At 75.4% G+C, this 19,170-nt stretch carries 14 protein-coding genes; 11 read left to right on the top strand and 3 right to left on the bottom strand.

Annotated elements, in window-relative coordinates; genetic code table 11:
• Window positions 1-360: 360 nt before the first annotated feature.
• Entirely contained in the window at window positions 361-1,056 is a 696-nt protein-coding gene (locus ACZ4WQ_RS45190; RefSeq protein WP_311728126.1) for a prephenate dehydrogenase, read from the top strand.
• 260 nt (window positions 1,057-1,316) lie between these two features.
• Here the strand turns inward: ACZ4WQ_RS45190 and ACZ4WQ_RS45185 are convergent, their stop codons facing one another.
• Entirely contained in the window at window positions 1,317-2,441 is a 1,125-nt protein-coding gene (locus tag ACZ4WQ_RS45185) for an MGDG synthase family glycosyltransferase (RefSeq protein ID WP_398376937.1), read from the bottom strand.
• A 207-nt stretch (window positions 2,442-2,648) separates the two neighbouring features.
• Here ACZ4WQ_RS45185 and ACZ4WQ_RS45180 point away from each other — a divergent pair, with 207 nt between their 5' ends.
• From ACZ4WQ_RS45180 to ACZ4WQ_RS45170, 3 genes are all read left to right on the top strand, one after another.
• On the top strand, window positions 2,649-3,461 hold the full coding sequence (locus ACZ4WQ_RS45180; RefSeq protein WP_398376938.1) for an SDR family NAD(P)-dependent oxidoreductase: 813 nt from the start codon (window positions 2,649-2,651) through the stop codon (window positions 3,459-3,461).
• 4 nt (window positions 3,462-3,465) lie between these two features.
• A complete protein-coding gene (locus ACZ4WQ_RS45175) occupies window positions 3,466-4,434 on the top strand; it encodes a DMT family transporter (RefSeq protein ID WP_398376939.1) in 969 nt (322 codons plus the stop codon).
• A 161-nt stretch (window positions 4,435-4,595) separates the two neighbouring features.
• Window positions 4,596-5,360: a polysaccharide deacetylase family protein gene (locus ACZ4WQ_RS45170; protein WP_385349838.1), complete on the top strand. Its 765-nt coding sequence runs from the start codon at window positions 4,596-4,598 to the stop codon at window positions 5,358-5,360.
• A 35-nt stretch (window positions 5,361-5,395) separates the two neighbouring features.
• Here ACZ4WQ_RS45170 and ACZ4WQ_RS45165 read toward each other — a convergent pair whose 3' ends face one another.
• On the bottom strand, window positions 5,396-6,256 hold the full coding sequence (locus ACZ4WQ_RS45165; RefSeq protein ID WP_311728122.1) for an SMI1/KNR4 family protein: 861 nt from the start codon (window positions 6,254-6,256) through the stop codon (window positions 5,396-5,398).
• A 51-nt stretch (window positions 6,257-6,307) separates the two neighbouring features.
• Between ACZ4WQ_RS45165 and ACZ4WQ_RS45160 the strand changes: the two genes are divergently transcribed.
• From ACZ4WQ_RS45160 to ACZ4WQ_RS45135, 6 genes are all read left to right on the top strand, one after another.
• A complete protein-coding gene (locus ACZ4WQ_RS45160; protein WP_398376954.1) occupies window positions 6,308-8,428 on the top strand; it encodes a protein kinase domain-containing protein in 2,121 nt (706 codons plus the stop codon).
• 106 nt (window positions 8,429-8,534) lie between these two features.
• Entirely contained in the window at window positions 8,535-10,913 is a 2,379-nt protein-coding gene (locus ACZ4WQ_RS45155) for an outer membrane protein assembly factor BamB family protein (protein ID WP_398376940.1), read from the top strand.
• Window positions 10,914-10,917: 4 nt separating this feature from the next.
• Window positions 10,918-13,251, top strand: coding sequence for a serine/threonine-protein kinase (locus ACZ4WQ_RS45150; RefSeq protein ID WP_398376941.1), 2,334 nt, complete (start codon window positions 10,918-10,920; stop codon window positions 13,249-13,251).
• 200 nt (window positions 13,252-13,451) lie between these two features.
• Entirely contained in the window at window positions 13,452-14,912 is a 1,461-nt protein-coding gene (locus ACZ4WQ_RS45145; RefSeq protein ID WP_311728119.1) for a DHA2 family efflux MFS transporter permease subunit, read from the top strand.
• A gap of 129 nt (window positions 14,913-15,041) precedes the next feature.
• Window positions 15,042-15,986, top strand: a complete 945-nt coding sequence (locus tag ACZ4WQ_RS45140) for a TIGR03564 family F420-dependent LLM class oxidoreductase (protein ID WP_398376942.1) — start codon at window positions 15,042-15,044, stop codon at window positions 15,984-15,986.
• Window positions 15,987-16,044: 58 nt separating this feature from the next.
• Complete coding sequence (locus ACZ4WQ_RS45135) at window positions 16,045-16,533, top strand: GNAT family N-acetyltransferase (RefSeq protein WP_385349824.1); 489 nt, start codon at window positions 16,045-16,047, stop codon at window positions 16,531-16,533.
• A gap of 40 nt (window positions 16,534-16,573) precedes the next feature.
• Here the strand turns inward: ACZ4WQ_RS45135 and ACZ4WQ_RS45130 are convergent, their stop codons facing one another.
• Window positions 16,574-17,281: a FadR/GntR family transcriptional regulator gene (locus ACZ4WQ_RS45130; protein ID WP_311728116.1), complete on the bottom strand. Its 708-nt coding sequence runs from the start codon at window positions 17,279-17,281 to the stop codon at window positions 16,574-16,576.
• A gap of 243 nt (window positions 17,282-17,524) precedes the next feature.
• Between ACZ4WQ_RS45130 and ACZ4WQ_RS45125 the strand changes: the two genes are divergently transcribed.
• Window positions 17,525-19,162, top strand: a complete 1,638-nt coding sequence (locus ACZ4WQ_RS45125; RefSeq protein WP_398376943.1) for an ABC transporter substrate-binding protein — start codon at window positions 17,525-17,527, stop codon at window positions 19,160-19,162.
• The last annotated feature ends 8 nt before the right edge of the window (window positions 19,163-19,170 follow it).

The raw sequence follows: 19,170 nt of genomic DNA, 5'->3' as shown, positions 1-19,170 counted from the left end.
CATTGACCGTCCTGTAAACCTAGCCTATGCTTGGATTATTTATATTCTAATTCCTGGGTCTGTGGGACGGTTTCGCTGTTTTATTCCCCATCCCGCATTTGTCGCCGCTCTTGATGACGCGGGCGGCCACTTCTCTGCCGCCAACCGGTGTCTCCCGGGACCCGGTTGCACCCCCGCACCGGCCTTTCGCACCGCGGCTGACACCCAGTCGGACATTCACACGCGGGGAAACGCGTGTGTTCGAAGTGGTCGCGCAAGTGGATTCGATGGTGTTGTGTGGCGGTGTGGAGGGCACCGTACACATCTGAACACCAGGCATAATCGCAGCTGCGATGGGCGCAGAAAGGGTACGAAGTGGTGGTGAACGCATTGAGTGCGGACAACAGTGTGGGATCGACGATCGAGGCGCTGGAGTCAGAGCTCCCGCGACTTGAGGAACAGCAGGAGGCTCTCAAGAAGGATTTGGAGGCTGTCACCAAGCGACTGGAGGCGGTGAGCGGGGCTCTGAACAGCCTTCAAGCGCTCTCCAGCGTGCCGGCGCCCGCCGCGGCGCCGGAGGAGGCGGTGGCCGCTGAGCCGGTGGCCGAGGCCACCGAGGACACGGTGGCCGCGGCCGCCGAGCCCGCCCCCGAGGCGGCGCCGGAGCCCGACCCCGAGCCGGCTCCCGCCGCCCGGGCCACCGCCACCGCCACGCGCAAGGCCGCCATCGGCCGTCAGCGCAGCAAGGGCAAGGCCAAGGCCCCCGCCACCGCCCGGACTTCGAAGACCGCGGCGAAGAAGGCCACGACCGCCAAGAAGACGGCCAAGAAGGCCGCCGCGGTTCCCAAGGCCGAGGCTCCCAAGGCCGAGGCTACGACGGAGCGCTCCGGCGGGCTCTCGGAGAACGTGCTGGCCGCCCTGCGCAAGGCGGGCCGTCCGCTGCGGGCCGCTGAGGTCAACGAGGCCCTGGGGCGCGACGAGACGCGGACGAACGTCAACTCCGTGCGCAACACTTTGGAGCGACTCCGCAAGGCGGACCGGGCCAAGACCGCCGGCCGCGGCCTGTACGAGGCCTGACCCCAGGCCGAGGAGGTCGGCGCCTGACGGGCGGACACCGCCCATCCACCGCCCGGCAGGCGCCTCCTCGATGTGTCCCTCTTCGAAGACAGGTCCTAGGGCCTGCCGTCAAAGGGGGCGTCCTGCTCCCGGCGCCTGGCACGGCGCCTCGCTGCGTTGTCGCATCGCCCAAGTACGCCCAGTACGAGGGCGACGCTCCGCCTTGCGAGGCACCGCACCAGACGCCGCTCGCGGCCGGACGCCCCCTTTGACGACAGACCCTAGTGGCCCGCCCCGCGGGCCGTCTCGGACACCCGGCCCGCCTCGGCCACCTCGGCCAGAGCGGCCGCCGCGTCGCCGGTGAACAGTCGGCGGCCCGCGGCGATGCGGCGCTCGCGCGCCTCGCCCGGCGCGGTGAGCGTGTCGAGCACACGTACGAGGTCCCATGCGTCCCGTGCGTGTTCGCTCACGCTCAGGGCCGCCATGTGTCGGACACCCTCCCGGCCGTGCCCCGGAATGGGGCGGTAGCCGACCACGGGCACCCCGGCGGCCAGCGCCTCCAGCGCGGTCTGCCCGGCGGCGTTGTCCACCACGGCCCGCGAGGCGGCCAGCACGCCGGCCAGGTCCGGCTCCCAGCCGACCGCCCACACCTCGGGCGACCGCGACAGCTCGCGGCGCAGCCGCTCGTTGCGGCCGCAGAGCGCCACCGGCAGATAGCCCGCCGAGGCCAACAGCCGCGCCGTGGCCGCCAGCCGGGTGCCGGCCCCCCAGGCCCCCGCGGCCAGCGTCACCGGCGGCTTCCCGGGCGCATGGGCCGCGAACCGCGCCCGCCAGCCGTCCGCCCCCGGGGCGGGGGCGGAGAAGCGCCCGGCCACCACCGGACCGGTGGCCACCGCGGGCCGTTGCACGGCCCGCCGCACGGTGTCGGCCCCCTCGGCCGTGAGGCACAGATACAGATCGTTGCCCGGGTGCAGCCATTGGCGGTGCACCGCGAAGTCGGTGACGACCACGGCGCTCGGCACCGTCAGCGCCCCGTCCGCGCGCAGCCCGCCGGTGAGCTGTGCGGCGAGGTGGAAGACCGGGACGACCACATCCGGCCGCCAGCGCTCCACCAGGGCCAGCAGCCGGTGTTCGGCGAGCGCCGCCAGCGGGGCACTGCCCGGGCGCGGGCCGGGGCCGGGGCGGAAGAACGCGGCGTAGATCCCCGTGTAGAGGACGGGGAGGCGGCGGATCACCGTCCGGTAGCCGGAACGCAGCAACGGGCCGATCCCGGCCGGGAGCAGGGCGAGGACATCGGTCCGGTCCACCCGGTGTCCCCGGGCCGTAAGGCGCCGCGCGAGCTCCCCGGCCACCGCGTCGTGACCGGAGCCCATGCTGGCGCTCACCACGAGGAAACGCCTGCTCACCGGAGCTCCCCGGGAGGTCGTCCGGCGTACTGTTCATCGGGCGGCGGGTGCATGGTCACCTCCGCTGGGGCGTCCGGCAGAGCCGGGCGCGTGCGGCGCGTGTGGTGCGTGGTGAAGCCGATCGTGGCTAACTGGAAGTAACCGCTCCGAGAGTCGTCAAACCGTATGGCGGCCGCCTGCCCCGGCCGGCCGTCACAGGGAGTCGCCATGACCCGCCCCCTCCCGGACACAGAAACCCACCGTGGCCCGGCCCGGGGCGCGGAGCGCCCGGCCGCCGGGCCGGGCGTGGCGCTGGTGACCGGCGCCTCCTCGGGCATCGGCGCCGCCGTCGCGGACCGGTTCGCCGCGGAGGGCGGCTGGCGGCTGCTGGTCAGCGGCCGCCACCAGGAGCGGCTGGACCGCGTGGCGGCCCGGACCTCCGCCACCGCCCTCCCCGCCGACCTGGCCACCGCGGAGGGCAGCGGCCACCTGGTCCGGGCGGCCTTCCGCGCCGCCGGGCGGGTCGACCTGCTGGTGGCCGGGGCGGGAGTCGGCTGGGCGGGCCCCTTCGGCTCGATGCCGCCCGCGGCCATCGACCGGGTGATCTCCGTCGACCTGCTGGCCGCCGTACGCCTGGTGCGTCTGGTGCTGCCGCGCATGCTGGCCGAGCGGCGCGGACACATCGTGCTCATCGGATCGGTCGCGGGCGTCGGGGTGCGGGGCGAGGCGGTGTACTCCGCCGCCAAGGCGGCGCTCGGCACCTTCGCCGACGCCCTGCGGTACGAGCTCCGCGGGTCCGGCGTACGGGTCACCCATGTCGTCCCGGGCGTGGTGGACACCCCGTTCTTCGCCCGCCGCGGCACCCCCTACACCCGCCGCCGCCCCCGCCCGCTGCCCCCCGCCCAGGTCGCCGACGCGGTCTGGGACGCCGTCGCGCGGGGCCGTGACGAGGTGTACGTGCCCCGCTGGCTGCGCCTGCCCGTGCTGGTCCGCAGCGCGGCCCCGGCGCTCTACCGCCGGCTGGCGGCCCGTTTCGGGTGACGCGGTGCACGACGCGCTGACGGTCCTGCTGGCGCTGTTGTCCGCCCTCGGCAACGGCGCGGCGTCGGTGTTGCAGCGGCGCGCCGCCATGGAGCAGGAAGCCGCCATGGAGCACGAACACGAGCGGCGGGCGGGGCACGGGCCCGGGGGGTCGCTGCTCCGGCTGGCCCGGCTGCTGCGGCGCCCGTTCTGGCTGGCCGGCGCGGCGGCGATGGTGGTGTCGGCGGTGGCCCAGGTGGGCGCGCTCGCCGTCGGGCGGCTCTCCGTCGTCCAGCCGCTGCTGGTGACCGAACTGCTGTTCACCCTGATGGTCGGCAGCCTGGTCTTCCGCCACCGCCCGGACGGCCGCACCTGGCTGGCGTTCGTGACGCTGGCCGCCGGGCTGGCGGTCTTTCTCGTCGCTGCCGACCCCTCGCACGGCCACAGCACCGCCGAGAACGGCCGCTGGCTCCCGGTGGGGGTGCTGACGGTGCTCGCCGTCGGCGCCCTGACCGCGGTGGCCCGGGCGCTGCGCGGCCCGGCCCGCGCCGCCGTCCTCGGGTGCGCCACCGCCGTGTGCTTCGCCTGCACCGCGGCGCTGATCAAGGAGTTCACCGGCCGGTTCGCCGGCGGAGTGGCCGCCGTGTTTACCAGCTGGCCGCTCTACGCGGTGTGCGGCGTCGGGCTGCTGAGCTTTCTGCTGCTCCAGAGCACCCTGCGGGCCGGCACCCTGGCGGCGTCACAGCCCGCGCTCACCCTCGGCGACGCGCTGGTGAGCATCGCCCTGGGCTGGGTGCTGTTCGGCGAGCGCGTCGCCCTGGGGCCGCGGATCGTGCCCGAGGCGGCCGGTGTCGTTCTCATGGCGGTCGGCATCGTCGGCCTCTCCCGCTCGCCCACCGTCGCCGACGGCTGGGACACGGCCACCCGCGCCACGGCGCGCCCGGCCCGCCCGCCTCGCGCGGCGCGGCGCACCGGAAGCGGGGACGCTTCATGACCGGGGCGGCGGCCCGGCGCGGCCGGGGGCCACGGCGCCTCGTGACGGGCGGCGGTGGCGCTTCCCGGCCGGGGGCGACGGCCCCGCGTGACCGGGAGCTGTGGCGTGCCCGGAAGCGGCGGTCCTGCGTCACCGTGGGGGGCAGCGCAGGTGAGCCGCCCATGAGCGACGGAACGGCCGGACACGGCAGCCGCCACGGGACCGCGCGTCGCCGGGCCGAGACCCTGGCCGTGGCCGGGGGGACCCTGGTGGCGGTCGCGCACGCGGCCCCCGCCGCCGTCCGGCTGCCGGGCGTGCGGCGCGCCTTCCCGGCCCTGGCGGGCCGCGGCCGCTCCGACCACATCGCCCTCACGTTCGACGACGGCCCCGACCCCCGGTCCACCCCGTACTTCCTCGACGCCCTCGACGAGCTCGCCGTACGGGCCACCTTCTTCGTCCTCGGCGACAGCGTGCTGCGCCACCCCGAAACCGCGCGGGACATCGCCCTCCGGGGCCACGAGCTGGCCGTCCACGGCTGGACACACAGCCGCCCATGGCTGCCCGCGGTCACCCGCGATCTGCGCGAGGTCGCACACGCCGCCCGCGCCGTGCGGCTGACCACGGGCGCGGTGCCGCGCTGGTACCGGCCGCCGTACGGGATCCTGACCGGCGGCCGCCGGCTGGCCGCCGCACGGGCCGGGCTCCGCCCCGTGCTGTGGACGGCCTGGGGCCGCGACTGGACCGCCCAGGCCACTCCGGCCTCGGTGCTCGCCACCGTGCGCCGCGATCTGCGCGGCGGCGACACGGTACTGCTGCACGACTCCGACCGAACGGCCGCGCCCGGCTGCTGGCGGGCCGCCCTCGGCGCGCTGCCCGCCTTCGTCCGCGCCTGCCGGGACGAGGGCTGGGCGGTGGGTCCGCTGGCCGAACACGGGATCGACGGCTGAGCGGGCCCCGGCCACCGCACACGACGTGGCAAGGCTCAGGGCAAGGGCTCCCACACGGCCGTGCCGTGGACCGTCGACAGCCCGAGCACCGCGCACCCCATCGACCCGGCCGCGCCCAGCACCGCCAGCCGCGCCCGCTCGCTGTCCTCGGGAGGGAAGGCCACCCGGATCTGATGGCCGTACGCCGTCTCGTACGTCAGCTCCCAGCCGCCGTCCACGGTGGCGAAGTGGTCCTGCCGTCTGCCCTCGTACTCGGACACCATGCCGCCCCGGTCGGCGGTGGGTGCCAGCGCCTCGCGCAGGATCCGCAGCCGCTCCGGATAGGGCCGCTCGCCCTCCGCCAGCCGGACGTAGACATGGGCCAGCTCGCGTGCCGGGTCGAACCACGGAGCCAGGCCGGGCTGGTTGTCGGGCAGGGCTTCCGAGACGATCCGCCCGGTGAGCCACCCCTCCAGGAAGTCGACGGCGCCCGGCCCGTACTCCTCGTAATCGTCGTCGCGCGACCACACCACGACCGGCCACTCGTCCGGCGGCCCCACCGTCCGCCAGCACAGATGGTGTCCGCTGCCGGTCACAGCCCACGCGATCAGCCCGCCCGGCTCCGGGAACAGCGGGTAGGGGTAGTGCTCCGGAAACATCTCCCGCGAATCGGCGTAGTCCTCCAGCAGATCCGCCTCCAGCCGGACCGGATTGTCGTCGCCGAACGGTGTGCGCACCGCGATGTGGTCGCGGAACTCGCCCCGCCCGTACGTCTCCACCAGCGCCTTGAAGTCCGCGGGCAGCCGCACCCCCAGCGCGGCCTCCGCCGCCTCCCAGTCGCCGTGGCCGTCCACCGGTTCGGGCGGGGGCGGCACACGGCGGACGAGCTCGGACAGCGGGGCGCGGGGAGAGATCACGGGCACAGCGTAGACGGCGGCCGCGGCCGTCTACGATCGCCGTTCGTGGCCATGACCGAGAACCCGACCGTCGCCCCGCTCGCCGGTGACGACCCGACCCGGCTCGGGCCCTACCGGCTGCTCGGGGTGGTCGGCGCGGGCGGCATGGGGAAGGTCTACCTGGGGGTGGACACGGCGGGCCGGACCGCCGCCGTGAAGGCGCTGCGGACCATAGACGGCATAGACGGCACGGACGGCGAGGACCCCGGGTTGCCGGCCCGCTTCCGGCGGGAGGCCGAAATGGCGCGGTCGGTGCGCGGGCCCGGCCTCGCGGCCGTCCTCGGCCACGGGCTGTCGGGCGAACGGCCCTGGCTCGCCTCGGAGTTCCTCCCGGGCCTGACCCTCACCCGCGCCGTGGACCGTTTCGGGCCGCTCGCGGAGGCGGACATACGGGCGCTGGGGGCGGCGCTGGCCGGAACGCTGGCGCGGATCCACACGGCCGGGCTGGTGCACCGGGACCTCAAGCCGTCGAACGTGGTGCTCACCCGCGGCGGCCCGTACGTCATCGACTTCGGCATCGCCCGGCCCGAGCACGGAATGACCCTCACCGGCGCCGGGTCGGCCCCCGCCACCCCCGGCTTCGCCGCCCCCGAGCAGGTGCTCGGCCGGCGCACCGGGCCACCCGGCGATGTTTTCGCGCTGGGCGCCGTGCTCGCGTTCGCCGCCGGAGGGCGCCTGCCCTTCGGCGACGGCCACCCGGCGGCCGTCCAGTTCCGCACCGTCCATGAGGAGCCGGACCTGGAGGGCGTACCCGCGGCCCTGCTGGGGGTGGTGACCGACTGTCTGGCCAAGGAGCCCGCCGAGCGCCCCGAACCGCGCGAGGTGGCGCGGCGGCTGCGCACCGAACGGGGCGCGGTACGGGGCACGGCGCAGGGCACGATACGGCGCCTGGCCCCGCGCCGCCCCGCCTGGCGCACCGGCCCGCTCGCCGCCGAACTCGCCCGCCGCGCGGCGGACGTCGACCGTACGGTCCGCTCCGCCGCCCCCGAAACGGCCCCGTCCCGGCGCCGGGTGACGGTCGCGGGCGCCGCCACGGCCGCCGTCGCCGTCTGCGCCGCGGGCGGCGGGGCGGGGTGGTGGCTGCTGCGGGGCGACGGCCGACGCCCCGGCGTCCCGGCCGCCACCCCGCTGGCGCGGTACACCCCCGGCACCGCGCCCGCCCCGCTCTGGACCCGCGACGGCCTCGCCACCGACGGCGTGGGCCCGCTCACGGCCGACCGGGTCGTGGTCGCCGGAACCCCCAAGGGCCTTGCCGCCTGGGCCGCGGACACCGGGGAACCCGCGTGGACCTGGACCGATCGGGGCGCTCCGCTGACCGGCGCGGGCCTGCTCGCCGCCGCCGGCGTCGTCCTCGCGGTCACCGCGGGCGGCCGGCTGACCGCCCTGGACGCCCGCGACGGGCGCGAACGCTGGTCCCGGGCGGACGGCGCGGCGCGGCTCCTCGCCACCGACGCCGACACCGCGTACGTACTCGACGGCGAACGGCGGCTGCGCGCACAGCCGCTGACCGGCGCCCGGGCCCGCTGGACGACACCGGCGGCGACCGGCACGGCGAAGGGAGCCGCGGCCGCGGCGGCGGGGCGACGCCTCGTCGTCGCGGGGTCCGACGGGACGGTCACCGCGTACCGCACCGACGACGGCACGGCCGCCTGGCACCAGGACACCGGCGCGGGGGTGGCTCTCACGCCCGCCGTCGCGAACGGCACCGTCTACCTGGGCGGCGCCTCGCTGCGGGCCCTCGCCCTCGCGGACGGCGCACGGCGCTGGACCACCCCCGCCCCCGGCACCGGCAGTTGGGGCTCGCCCGCCCCGGCCGACGGCTCCCTCTACGTCGTCTGGCAGGACCAGCTGATCGCGGTCGACGCCCGTACCGGCGAACAGAGCTGGTCCGTCCTCCCCGGCACCCACGCCCTCCCCACGACCGCCCCCGTGGTCCAGGGCCGGTCCCTCTACCATCCGCTCGGCCAGGATCTCTCCGGCCCGGACGACGGCGTCGTGACCGTCGACCTGCGGCAGGCCGCGGCGGCGTGGTCGCTCGGCGGCGGAGGCGACGAGCCCTGGCGCCTGACCGGCGCGGCCAACCGGGTCTTCCTCGCCCACGCCGGCACCCTGCGCGCCATGCCCGTCCTGTGATCGCGCTCGCCGGCGCTCACCCGCGCCCGCCATGCTTCGACACCCCTAGGCTGCGGTACGTACACATAGCGGGGGCGCGGCACCGTGCCGGGAGGGCTGCCGACATATGCACACCTTGCACAACGCGGATCCGCGTCGACTCGGGCCGTTTCTGATGCTGGCCCGGCTGGGGGAGACGGACAGCGGCGTGCGGCTGTTGGGGCGGCGCGTCGGCGGCGGGCCGGCCGTCGAGGTCACGCTGGTGCGCGCCGCGCTCGCCGACGACCAGCGGCTCCGCGCCCGGCTGCGCCGCGATGTGGCGGCGTCACGGGCCGCCGCCGGGCGCTGGGTGCGCCCCGTTGAGGACGCCGAACTGGACGCGGCTGTCCCGTGGGTGGCCCATGCGTACGTGCCCGCCGTGCCGCTCGCCGAGGCCGTCCGGGCCGCGCCCCAGGGGCTCGCGGAGCCCGGGGTACGGGCGCTGGGCGCGGCGCTCGCCGAGGCGCTGGAGCGGGTCCACTCGGCCGGGATGGTGCATGGTGGCATCTCGGCCGACGCCGTCCTGGTGGCCGGGGACGGCCCCCGCCTGACGGGTTTTCACCACGCGCGCCTCCCTCGACAGGGAGCCCACGGCGGGCGAGCGGGCGGGGGAGCGGACGGAGAGGGAGCCGGCGGCGGCCGAGGGGACGCGTACGACAGCGACACCGGCCGGTTCGCCGGGCCCGCCCCCTTCCTGTCACCGGAACAGGCGCGCGGCCGGGCTCCCGTCCCCGCCTCCGACGTGTTCTCCCTGGCCGCGGTCCTCGCCCACGCCGCCTCCGGCCGCCCCCCGTTCGGCGACGACGCCCCGCCGCAGGTGCTGTACCGGATCGCCGCCGAACCGCCGGACCTCGGCCCGCTGTCCGCCCCGCTCGCCGAGATCCTGACGGGCTGCCTGGACAAGGACCCTGCGGGCCGCCCTGACGCCGCCGCGCTGCGCGCCGCTCTCGGCGGCCCCGACCCGGCCGCGCCACCGCCGCCACCGCGGCTGCCGAGCGCGGTGGTGGCCCGGCTGGCCCGCGAGGCCGCGCAGGTGCTGGTGCTGGAGGAGCCGGTGGCCGCCGACCAGCCCGCCGCGGTCCCGCCCGGCGCCCGCGGCGAACCGGCCGCCGACGGCGAAGTGTTCCCGGGCGACGAGATGTTCACGGCACCCACGCAGGGCGAGGGGCAGGGCCGTGCGCATCCCGTCGCGGACCCGCCGTCCGCCCGTACCACGGCGGCGTCCCGCCGCGCCCTGCTCACCACCGCCGCCGCGGGGGCCGCCGGACTGCTGGCCGGGGGCGGGGCGGTGGCCGGATGGGTGGCGGGCCGCGGCGGACTGTCGGCCCTCACCGCCCCCGGACCGGCCCGGCGCCCCTCAGCCCGCCCCGAGCCGCGCCCGCCGGCCGGCACCGCCCCGCTGGCCCGGTGGCGCTTCGACCTGACGGACGCCACGTCCGTCCCGCCCCTGGTGTGGCGGAACAGGCTCGCCATCATCACCAACGCCCAGGAAGCCGTCGCCCTCGACCTGCGCACCGGCCGCCCGAGCTGGCGCCGCGACGACCTGGGCACCGACGCCACCCCCGAGCCCATCAGCCGCGAACTCGCCCTCGTCGCCGTCGGCGGCAGGCTCACCGCCTTCAACGCCCGCGATGGTCACCAGCGCTGGGTGGAGTCCACGTACTCGGGCTCCGGACTCACCTTCCGGACCATGCTCTCCGTCGATGCCGACGGCCGGCGCGCCTACTTCACCGCCACCGGTGCCGGCGGCGACGACCCGCCCGCCCATGTGGTCGCGTACGACACCCGGACCCGCCGCGAGCGGTGGCGGACCCGGCTGCCCGCCGCCTACGGCCATGACATCGGGGCGTTCCCCACCCGCCGTTCCCTGATCGGTATGGGATACCGGGGTGGCGAGGTGGAGCTGATCTCGCTGCGGCTCTCCGACGGACACCAGGAGTGGCGCAGGCGCTTCGCCGGGGTCGGCACCGGGGACAAGGTCGGGATATCCCCCACCCGCGGCCTGCTCTACGCCGCACACGGGGCGACGCTGCGCGCGGTCGACATCGACTCGGGACGGCAGCGGTGGTCGCTGGACATCAACGGCTACGCGTCGACGAAGTCCCCGCTGGGTCACCCGGTGGTCCGTCAGGGGCCGGGCGGAAAGGGCGATGTGCTGTACGTGTCCGACGGCACCAAGCTGGTGTACGCGGTCGACCCGGACCGCGGCACCGAGCTGTGGCGGTCCGCGCTGCCCGACGACACCGTGTGGAAGGCGACCCCCACGCTCTCCGTCAGCGACTCCGGCCGTACGGTGCTGGCCGCCGCGGCGGCGGGGGTGTTCGCGCTCGACGCCCGGACGGGTGGTGTGCGGTGGCGCTTCCAGGAGAGCGGTGGCGAGCTCCTGGACGGCTACTACGTCTACCCGGCGGGATCGTCCGCCGTCATCGCTCACGGCGCCGCCGTGTTCATGCTTCCGGTGGAGTGAAGGGATGACCGTGACCGTGACGGCCGACCAGCCCGCCTCGCCCGTACGGCCGTTGCTCGGCCACGACCCGGAGGCGTTCGGCCGCTACCGGCTGCTCGCCCGCCTCGGCTCGGGCGGGATGGGCACCGTCTTCCTGGCCCGCTCCGACGGCGGCCGGACCGTGGCCCTCAAGGCGGTGCACCGGGCGCTGGCCGACGAGAAGGAGTTCCGGGAGCGGTTCCGGCAGGAGCTCCAGGCCGCCCGCTCCCTGGGCGGAGCCGACTTCTTCCCGGCCGTCGTGGACGCCGACACCACCGGGCCGCGGCCATGGCTGGCCTCCGAATATCTGCTCGGTCCGTCGCTGGCGCAGGCGGTCGAGGCCCATGGCCCCTGGCCGTACGCCGCGTTGCGCGCCCTGGGGGCGGCGCTCGCCCAGGGCCTTGCCGCGGTGCACCGCCAGGGCCTGGTGCACCGCGATCTGAAGCCCTCCAATGTGCTGATCACCGCCGAGGGGCCCAAGCTGATCGACTTCGGGCTCGCCCGGGCCGTGGGCGCCGAGCGGCTGACCCGCACCGGCCGCCAGGTGGGCACCCCCGCCTACTTCTCGCCCGAACAGGCGCGCCCCGTCGGCGGGCAGAGCGTCGGACCGCCCGCCGACGTGTTCGCGCTGGGCGGCCTGCTGGTGTACGCCGCCACCGGGCGGGCGCCGTTCGGCGAGGGCGAGGCCAACGACGTGCTGTACCGCGTGGCGTATCAGGAGCCGGACCTCGCCGGGGTGCCGGAGGAGCTGTGGCCGCTGGTCGTCGGCGCCCTGGCCAAGGACCCCGCCGACCGGCCCGCCGCCGAACGGATCGCGCGCGCCCTGGCGGGCACGGGCGACGACGGCGGACACGACGGCCGATCCGAGGGGCGACGGGAGCGGGACGGGGAACACGCGGGCGAACGGGAGCGCGAGCGGCAGCGGTTCGCCGGGCTGCTCCCGGCGGGCGTGCTTCAGGACATCGCGCTGCGCACCGCGACCGTCTGGGACACGGCGGTGCGGCGGGACGAGCGGCCACAGGCCACGCCGCCCCCCGCCGTCCCGGAGGCGCCGCCTTCCCCGGACGGCCCGCGCCCGGCCCGCCGCCGGCTGCTGCTCGGCGGGGTCGGGGCCCTGGCCGCCGCCGGGGTGGCGGGCGGCGTGTGGTGGGCGGCGGCCGGCTCCGGCGGCGACGGCCCGCCCGGCGGCCCCCGGCCCGGCCCCGGCGGCGGGGGCGCGGGCACCGCGCCACAGCCGCTGTGGGAGTACCGGGGCCCGATCGGGGACCTGGGGCGGCCGCTGCTCCACCGCGGTGTCGTCGCCGTGCAGGCCGACCCGGGGGCGGGCATCCTCGGGGTGGACGCCCGCCGTGGCACCCTGCGCTGGACCGCGCCCGCGGTGGCCGGATACACCCCGACGGCCTGCGGCGGACTGCTCGTCATGAAAGCCGCCTACGCCGACGGGGACGACCGGCTGGCGATGGTCGACGCCGCCGACGGCAGAACCTGGTACTCGGATCCGCTGGGGGTGACCTTCCGCTTCATGGACCGCCCGGTCGCCGCGGCGGACGGCCGCACCGCGTATGTGGTCGGCCACTCGGGCCCGCACAGCGACGGCCTGCCGAACACCCGCCGCCGCTATCTGCTCGCGTACGACACGGTGGCCCGGAAGGTGCGCTGGCGCCGGGAGATCGCGCGCGGCGAGGCGGGGGAGCTCCCGGGCCGGGTGGCGGACGGCCGGCTGGTGCTCGTCGACGCCGGCTCGGTGGCCGCGTACGACACGGCGGACGGCCGTCGGCGGTGGCGCGTGGCGCTGCCCGGCGGCGAGCTGATCCCGGGTGACGGCGGCGGCATGGTGCCCCCGTGGACGGCGGCGGTGGCGCGGGGCACCGTGCTGGTCTGCGGCCTGGGGCTGAGCGCGATCGATCTGCGCACCGGCCGCGGGCGCTGGCGGATCGACCCCGGACAGCTGCCCTCCGGCACGGGCGACGGGCCGACGTTCGGCGCCCCGGCCGTGGCGGACGGCGTCGCCTATTTCACCGTCCTGGGCACGCATGTGTTCGCCGTCGACCTTGCGTCCCACCAGGTGCGGTGGAAGTGGAAGGCGGACACCGACCTGGCCCTGCCGCCCGCCGCCACCGGGGTGGCCGACGGGCTGGTCTTTCCGCCGTCCTCCGACACCCGCGCCGCCGCGGTCGCGGTGGACCTCCGTACCGGACGGACGCGGTGGACCCTGCGCGACTCGTCCGGTTCCGTGCTCGGCACCACGGAGCCGCTGGCGGGCCAGGGGCGGCTGTACGTCGTGCGCGGCAAGTCGATCCGGGCGCTGCCGCTGACCTGACGCGCCACGGGCCTGACGCGCCAGGGGCCTGACGCGCCGGGCGCCGGACCCCGGGCGGGACCGGCCCGGGGGTGCCGCGCGGGGCCGAACAACATGCCGGAGCCGGTCCTCGGTTGACTTAAACCTTGGTTGATATCGGAGTCTCGGGATGCGGGCGGGTGATCCACCCGACGCACCGGTCACGAAGACAAGGCTCCGTCATGTCACATACACAACACGCTCCCGGCGACGCCCCGCCCTCCTCACCCCGGCTCGGGGTGCTCGCCGCCGTGGTCACGCTCGGCTCCATCATGTCGGTGCTGGACACCACCGTGGTGAACGTCGCCATCAACCCGCTGGCCAAGCGGTTCGACGCGCCGCTCGCCACGGTCCAGTGGGTGGCCTCCGGGTACTCCCTGGCCCTGGCCGCGGTGATCCCGGTGACGGCCTGGGCGATCCGGCGGTTCGGCACCAAGCGCGTCTACATGACGGCCATCGCGCTGTTCACCCTCGGCTCCCTGCTGGCCGGGACGGCGTGGTCGATCGAGTCGCTGGTGGCCTTCCGGATGGTGCAGGGCCTGGGCGGCGGCATGATCGTGCCCACCGGGATGACTATCATGATGCGGGCCGCCACCCCGGAGACCATGGGCCGCATCATGAGCATCATGGGCATCCCCATCCTCATCGGCCCCGTCAGCGGGCCGGTTCTGGGCGGCTGGCTGGTGGACTCCTTCTCCTGGCGCTGGATGTTCACCATCAATGTGCCCGTCGGCGTGGTCGCCCTGCTCGTCGTCTCCCGCGCCCTGCCGCGCGCCGCCGGAGGCCCCGGCCAACGGCTGGATCTCCCCGCCCTGCTGATGCTGTCCCCGGGCCTGGCCGCGCTGATCTACGGCCTGTCCACCGGCGCCGAGCGCCGTGACTTCGGCGGCCCGGGCGTGGTGATCCCGGCGGTGGTGGGGGCCATGCTGGTGGTGGGCTTCGTCCTCCGGGCCCGGGTCTCCCCGCACCCGCTGATCGATCTGCGCCTGTACCGCGACCGGTCCTTCGCGGCCGGTGCGGCGACGCTGGGCCTGTTCGTCGTCGGCTACTTCGGCAGCATGCTGCTGCTGCCCATGTACTTCCAGGTGGTGCGGGGCGAGAGCGTCACGGCCTCCGGCCTGCTCGGCGCCCCCCTGGGGCTGGCGGCCGGTGTGACCATGCAGTTCTCCGGACGTCTCGCGGACCGGGTCCCGCCGCGGTGGCTGGTGGTCGGCGGGATCTCCACGGCGGCGCTCGGCATGACGCTGCTGACCGTACAGTTGTCGGACACCACCGCGTTCTGGCGGGTGGGCGCCTCGCTGCTGGTGCTGGGCACCGGCGTCGGCATGACGATGATGCCGACGATGGCCGCCGCCACCCGCGGGCTGTCGGGGGAGGACGCCCCCTCGGCCTCGACGGCCCTTCAGATCACCTCCCAGGTGGCGGCCGCGACCGGCGTGGCCCTGTTCTCCGTCACGCTCTCCATCAACGGTGGCGGCTCCACCACCCCCACCCACGCCGGGCCCTTCGCGGACACCTACCTGTGGGCGGTGGCCCTCATGCTCGCCGCCGTCCTCCCCGCGCTGTGCCTCCCGCGCCGCCGCCCGGCGGTGGCGCCGGCGGCGGACGCCCCCGCCGAGGAGCGCGCCCCGGAACACACCTGACGCCATGTCGGCCCGTCCGATGAATCGTGACCCGGTAACTTTCGTTACTGGGTTAAGATTCTTTCCCGGCTCCCGCCGCGTCGGCGGGCCGCCGTCCGCCACCCGCCGACCGTCGATTCGGAGCACGTCATGCGCATCGGTGTCGCCCTGCCCACCGACCACACCCGGCTGTCACGCGAGGCCAACTCCGTCGACACCCTGATCGGCCAGGTCAAGGAGCTGGCCGACGCCGGGTTGTCCGCCGCCTGGTTCACCCAGCGGTTCGACCACGACGCCATCACCGTGGCCGCCCTGGCGGCCCGCGAGGTTCCCGGCATCGATGTCGGCACCGCGGTCGTGCCGATCTACCCCCGGCACCCGATCGCCCTGTCCATGCAGGCACAGACCGCGCAGGCGGCCTCCCACGGGCGCTTCACGCTGGGCGTCGGACTGTCGATCAAGTCGTTCGTCGAGCAGGTCTACGGGCTCGCGCCCCACCCCCGGGTCCGCCATCTGCGCGAACACCTGGAGGCGCTGGGCTCCTTGCTGGAGACCGGCGTGGTGGACCTCGACGGGGAGACCCTGGTCGCCAGGACCTCGCTGCCGGGCAGCGTGCCGGGCGCTCGGCCACGGGTGCCGGTGCTGGTCGCGGCGGCGGGGGAGCAGACCCTGCGCGCCGCGGGTGAACTCGCCGACGGGGCGCTGCCCATCCTCTCCGGGCCGCGCACCCTGGCCGAGTACACCGTCCCCACCATCACCCGGTACGCCGAAGCCGCCGGCCGCCCGGCGCCCCGCGTCGCCGTGATCGTCTCCGGTGTCGTCACCGCCGATGTGGCCGGCGCCCGCGCCCGCGCCGAGCAGAACATGGCCCCCTACCGGAACCTCCCCGCCTACCGCGCCGCGCTGGACCGCGAGGGCATCGACAACCCCGCCGACCTGGTCGCGATCGGCGACGAGGAACTGCTCGCCGCCCAAGTGGCCGCGTACTTCGAGGCGGGCGCCACCGAACTCGTCTACACCCAGACCGCGATCGGCTCCCCCGAGGACGAGCGCCGCACCTGGCGGCTCCTCGGCGAACTGGCCCGGCGCGGCTGATCCCGCGCCGCGCGGAAATCGCTGGTCGCCCCGCGGGCCCCACCGGCATCATGTCCGGATGCTGATCAGGGAAGCCACGCCACGGGACTGGCCCGCCATCTGGCCCTTCTTCCATGAGATCGTCGCCGCGGGCGATACCTACACCTATCCGCTCGACCTCGGCGAGGAGCAGGGCCGCGACTGGTGGCTCCTGACGCCACCGAACCGTACGGTCGTCGCCGTCGACGACGCGGGCACGGTCCTCGGCACGGCGAAGATGAACAACAACCAGATGGGCAACGGCGCGCACGTCGCGAGCGCCAGCTACATGGTCGCCCCGGCCCACTCCGGACAGGGCGTGGGCCGGGCGCTGTGCCAGTACTCGCTGGACTGGGCCCGGGCGGCGGGCTTCCGCCGGATCCAGTTCAACGCGGTCGTGGAGACCAACGTGCACGCGGTGCGGCTGTACGAGTCGCTCGGCTTCGAGGTGCTGGGGACGCTCCCGGAGGGCTTCCACCACCCGACGGAGGGATACGTGGGGCTGCACATCATGCACCGCGCACTGTGAGGCACGGGCGCGGGCCCGGGGTTCCCCGGACCCGCGCCGCTCAGCCGGCGCTCCGCCGCTGCTGGGCCTCGATCCGGCGCAGTACGGACTCCAGGTGCGCCTCGGAGGCGGCCCGGGCCGCCTCGGGGTCGCGGGCCTCGACCGCCCGCAGGATGGCCTGGTGCTCCTCGATCGTCGAGCGCCGCCGGGCGGCCGACAGGGGCGAGGAGCGCCGCCCCGGCTCCCCGATCTCGTACACCCGGTCGAGCAGCCGCAGCAGCAGGGGGTTGCGGGTGTACTGGGCGATGGCCCGGTGGAAGGTGCGGTCCAGGTCGGTGAACTCCTGCCGCGACGGCTCGCGCCGCATCGCGTCGAGGAGCGCGTGGAGCTGGACGATGTCGGCGGGCGTCGCGCGCGTCGCCGCCCGCGCGGTCACCGACGGTTCGATGCACGCGCGCACCTCCATGACCTGGAGGAGTTCGGCCGTGGCGTCGAGCCCCGCGGCCAGGACGTCGCCGCGCGGCGTGGCCCCCGGGTCGAGGACGACGGTGCCCGCGCCGGGGCGGCGGGCGACCAGCCCGCGGGAGGCGAGCGCGCGCAGCGCCTCGCGGACCGAGCCGCGGGAGACCCCGAGGCTCTCCGCGAGCTCCCGCTCGGGGGGCACCCGCGAGCCGGGCGGCAGCTCGCCGCTGAGGATCAGCCGCTCCAGACCGACGGCCAGCGCGTCCGGCCTCGACAGGGTGGAGTGCCGCAGTTGCCGCCAGTCCATTCGTTGGTTCTCAGCCTTCTGACGATCCGGTCGGTGGCTCAGGCTCTCATATCGCGAAGAAGCCGGAGCAAGGCGATTTAACCAGGTGGTGACGGTGCGGAAACCAGCCGCCCGGGGCCGCCGCACTAGCGTCACCCGACATCCACTTGGTCCTACCAATGGACCAACCGGCGTTTCTCCGCCATGCTGGGCCGCGCCGCGCCCCTCCCACCCCTCGGTCCCCACCAGTAAGGCAAGACAGCCATGCGCCCACGCCGCCTGCCCCTGCCGCCTTCGCCCCGGGCCGCCATCGCCCTCGTCCTCTGCGCAGCGCTCGGCGCCACCGCCGGCTGCGCCTCCCTGGCCAGTCCCGCGACCGAGACCGGCCCGGTCCGGATGGCCGACCCCCGGCCCGTCCGCGACGGCGGCACGCTCACCGTCGCGCTCAAGTCCGACCCCGACAAACTCGACCCGACCCTGGCCAGCACCGCCGTCGGCCGGACCGTCTTCTCCGCCATGTGCGAGAAGCTGTACGACGTCGACCAGGACAACAAGATCGTGCCGCAGCTCGCCGCCGCGCTCCCGAAGACCACCGACCACGGACGCACCGTCACCATCCGCCTGCGCGAGGGCATCCGGTTCGCCGACGGCACCCCCCTGGACGCACGGGCCGTCAAGACCTCCCTCGAACGGCACAAGACGCTGACCGGCTCCACCCGCGCGGGCGAGCTGAAACCCGTGACCGCTGTCAGCGCCATCGGGGACGACACGCTCCGGCTGCGGCTGAGCGAGCCGTACGTCCCCCTCCTCTCGCTCCTCGCCGACCGCTTGGGGATGGTCATGTCCCCCAAGGCGCTGAAGACCTACGGCGACCGGTTCGCGAGCCACCCCACCTGCGTCGGCCCGTTCCGCTACGAGGAGCGGGTCGTCGGCGACCGCATCGTGCTGCGGAAGGACCCGCGGTACTACGACGCCGACAAGGTCCACCTCGACCGGGTCGTCTACCGCACCATCACCGACGGCAACGTCCGCATGGCGAACCTGCTCTCCGGCGACATCCAGGTCGGCGACCAGATGGACCCGGTCCAGGTCGGCAGGGCGCTCACCGAGCCGGGGCTCCAGCTGTTCCACTCGCCCTCGCTCGGCTACTACGGGCTCACCCTCAACATCGGCAACACCAAGGGCGCCGGGGCGCCGCCGGGCCGTATCGACAGCCCGATCGCCCGGGACGTACGGGTGCGCGAGGCGTTCGACCTCTCCCTTGACCGGGCGCTGATCAACAAGATCGTCTTCCAGGGCATGTACCGGCCCACCTGCGGCCCGCTCCCCGAGGGCACCCCCTACTCCGCCGCGGCCGACTGCCCCGCCGCCGACCCCGCGAAGGCCAGGCGGCTGCTGAGACAGGCCGGGGTGTCCACCCCGGTGCGGGTGCGGCTCCAGGTCAGCACCACACCGGAGGACAGCCGGCTCGGCCAGGTCGTCCAGGCCATGGCCAAGGAGGCCGGCTTCGAGGTGACCCTGCGGCCGACCGAGTTCGCCACCGGACTGCAACACGCCCGCTCCGGCGACTTCCAGGCCGCCACCACCAACTGGTCCGGCCGGCTCGACCCGGCCGGAAACATCGACGCGTTCGCCGGCACGGGCGGCGCCCAGAACTACGGCGGACTGTCCGACCCCACCGTCGACAAGCTCATCGCCGACGGACACTCCACCGCCGACATGGCCGACCGCAAGAACATCTACGAACGGCTCGTGGAGCGCGTCAGGAGCCGGCACACCGTGCTCTACCTCATCCAGCCCAACAACTATGTGTCCGCCACCAAGGACATCGCGGGACTGCGGGTCCTCGGCGACGGACTGATCCGGGTGAAGGAAGCCGGATACACGAAGGGAGACCGCTGATGTCCCGG

The sequence above is a fragment of the Streptomyces sp. NPDC028305 genome (assembly GCF_055569495.1).
This window is presented reverse-complemented; position numbering and strand designations above follow the sequence as displayed.

Excerpts from the sequence above, each read along its gene's own strand:
- ACZ4WQ_RS45180 (WP_398376938.1), top strand. The coding sequence starts at position 2,649 with ATGACCCGCCCCCTCCCGGACACAGAAACCCACCGTGGCCCGGCCCGG.
- ACZ4WQ_RS45125 (WP_398376943.1), top strand. The coding sequence starts at position 17,525 with ATGCGCCCACGCCGCCTGCCCCTGCCGCCTTCGCCCCGGGCCGCCATC.
- ACZ4WQ_RS45140 (WP_398376942.1), top strand. The coding sequence starts at position 15,042 with ATGCGCATCGGTGTCGCCCTGCCCACCGACCACACCCGGCTGTCACGC.
- ACZ4WQ_RS45160 (WP_398376954.1), top strand. The coding sequence starts at position 6,308 with ATGACCGAGAACCCGACCGTCGCCCCGCTCGCCGGTGACGACCCGACC.
- ACZ4WQ_RS45170 (WP_385349838.1), top strand. The coding sequence starts at position 4,596 with ATGAGCGACGGAACGGCCGGACACGGCAGCCGCCACGGGACCGCGCGT.
- ACZ4WQ_RS45155 (WP_398376940.1), top strand. The coding sequence starts at position 8,535 with ATGCACACCTTGCACAACGCGGATCCGCGTCGACTCGGGCCGTTTCTG.
- ACZ4WQ_RS45130 (WP_311728116.1), bottom strand. The coding sequence starts at position 17,281 with ATGGACTGGCGGCAACTGCGGCACTCCACCCTGTCGAGGCCGGACGCG.
- ACZ4WQ_RS45145 (WP_311728119.1), top strand. The coding sequence starts at position 13,452 with ATGTCACATACACAACACGCTCCCGGCGACGCCCCGCCCTCCTCACCC.
- ACZ4WQ_RS45135 (WP_385349824.1), top strand. The coding sequence starts at position 16,045 with ATGCTGATCAGGGAAGCCACGCCACGGGACTGGCCCGCCATCTGGCCC.
- ACZ4WQ_RS45150 (WP_398376941.1), top strand. The coding sequence starts at position 10,918 with ATGACCGTGACCGTGACGGCCGACCAGCCCGCCTCGCCCGTACGGCCG.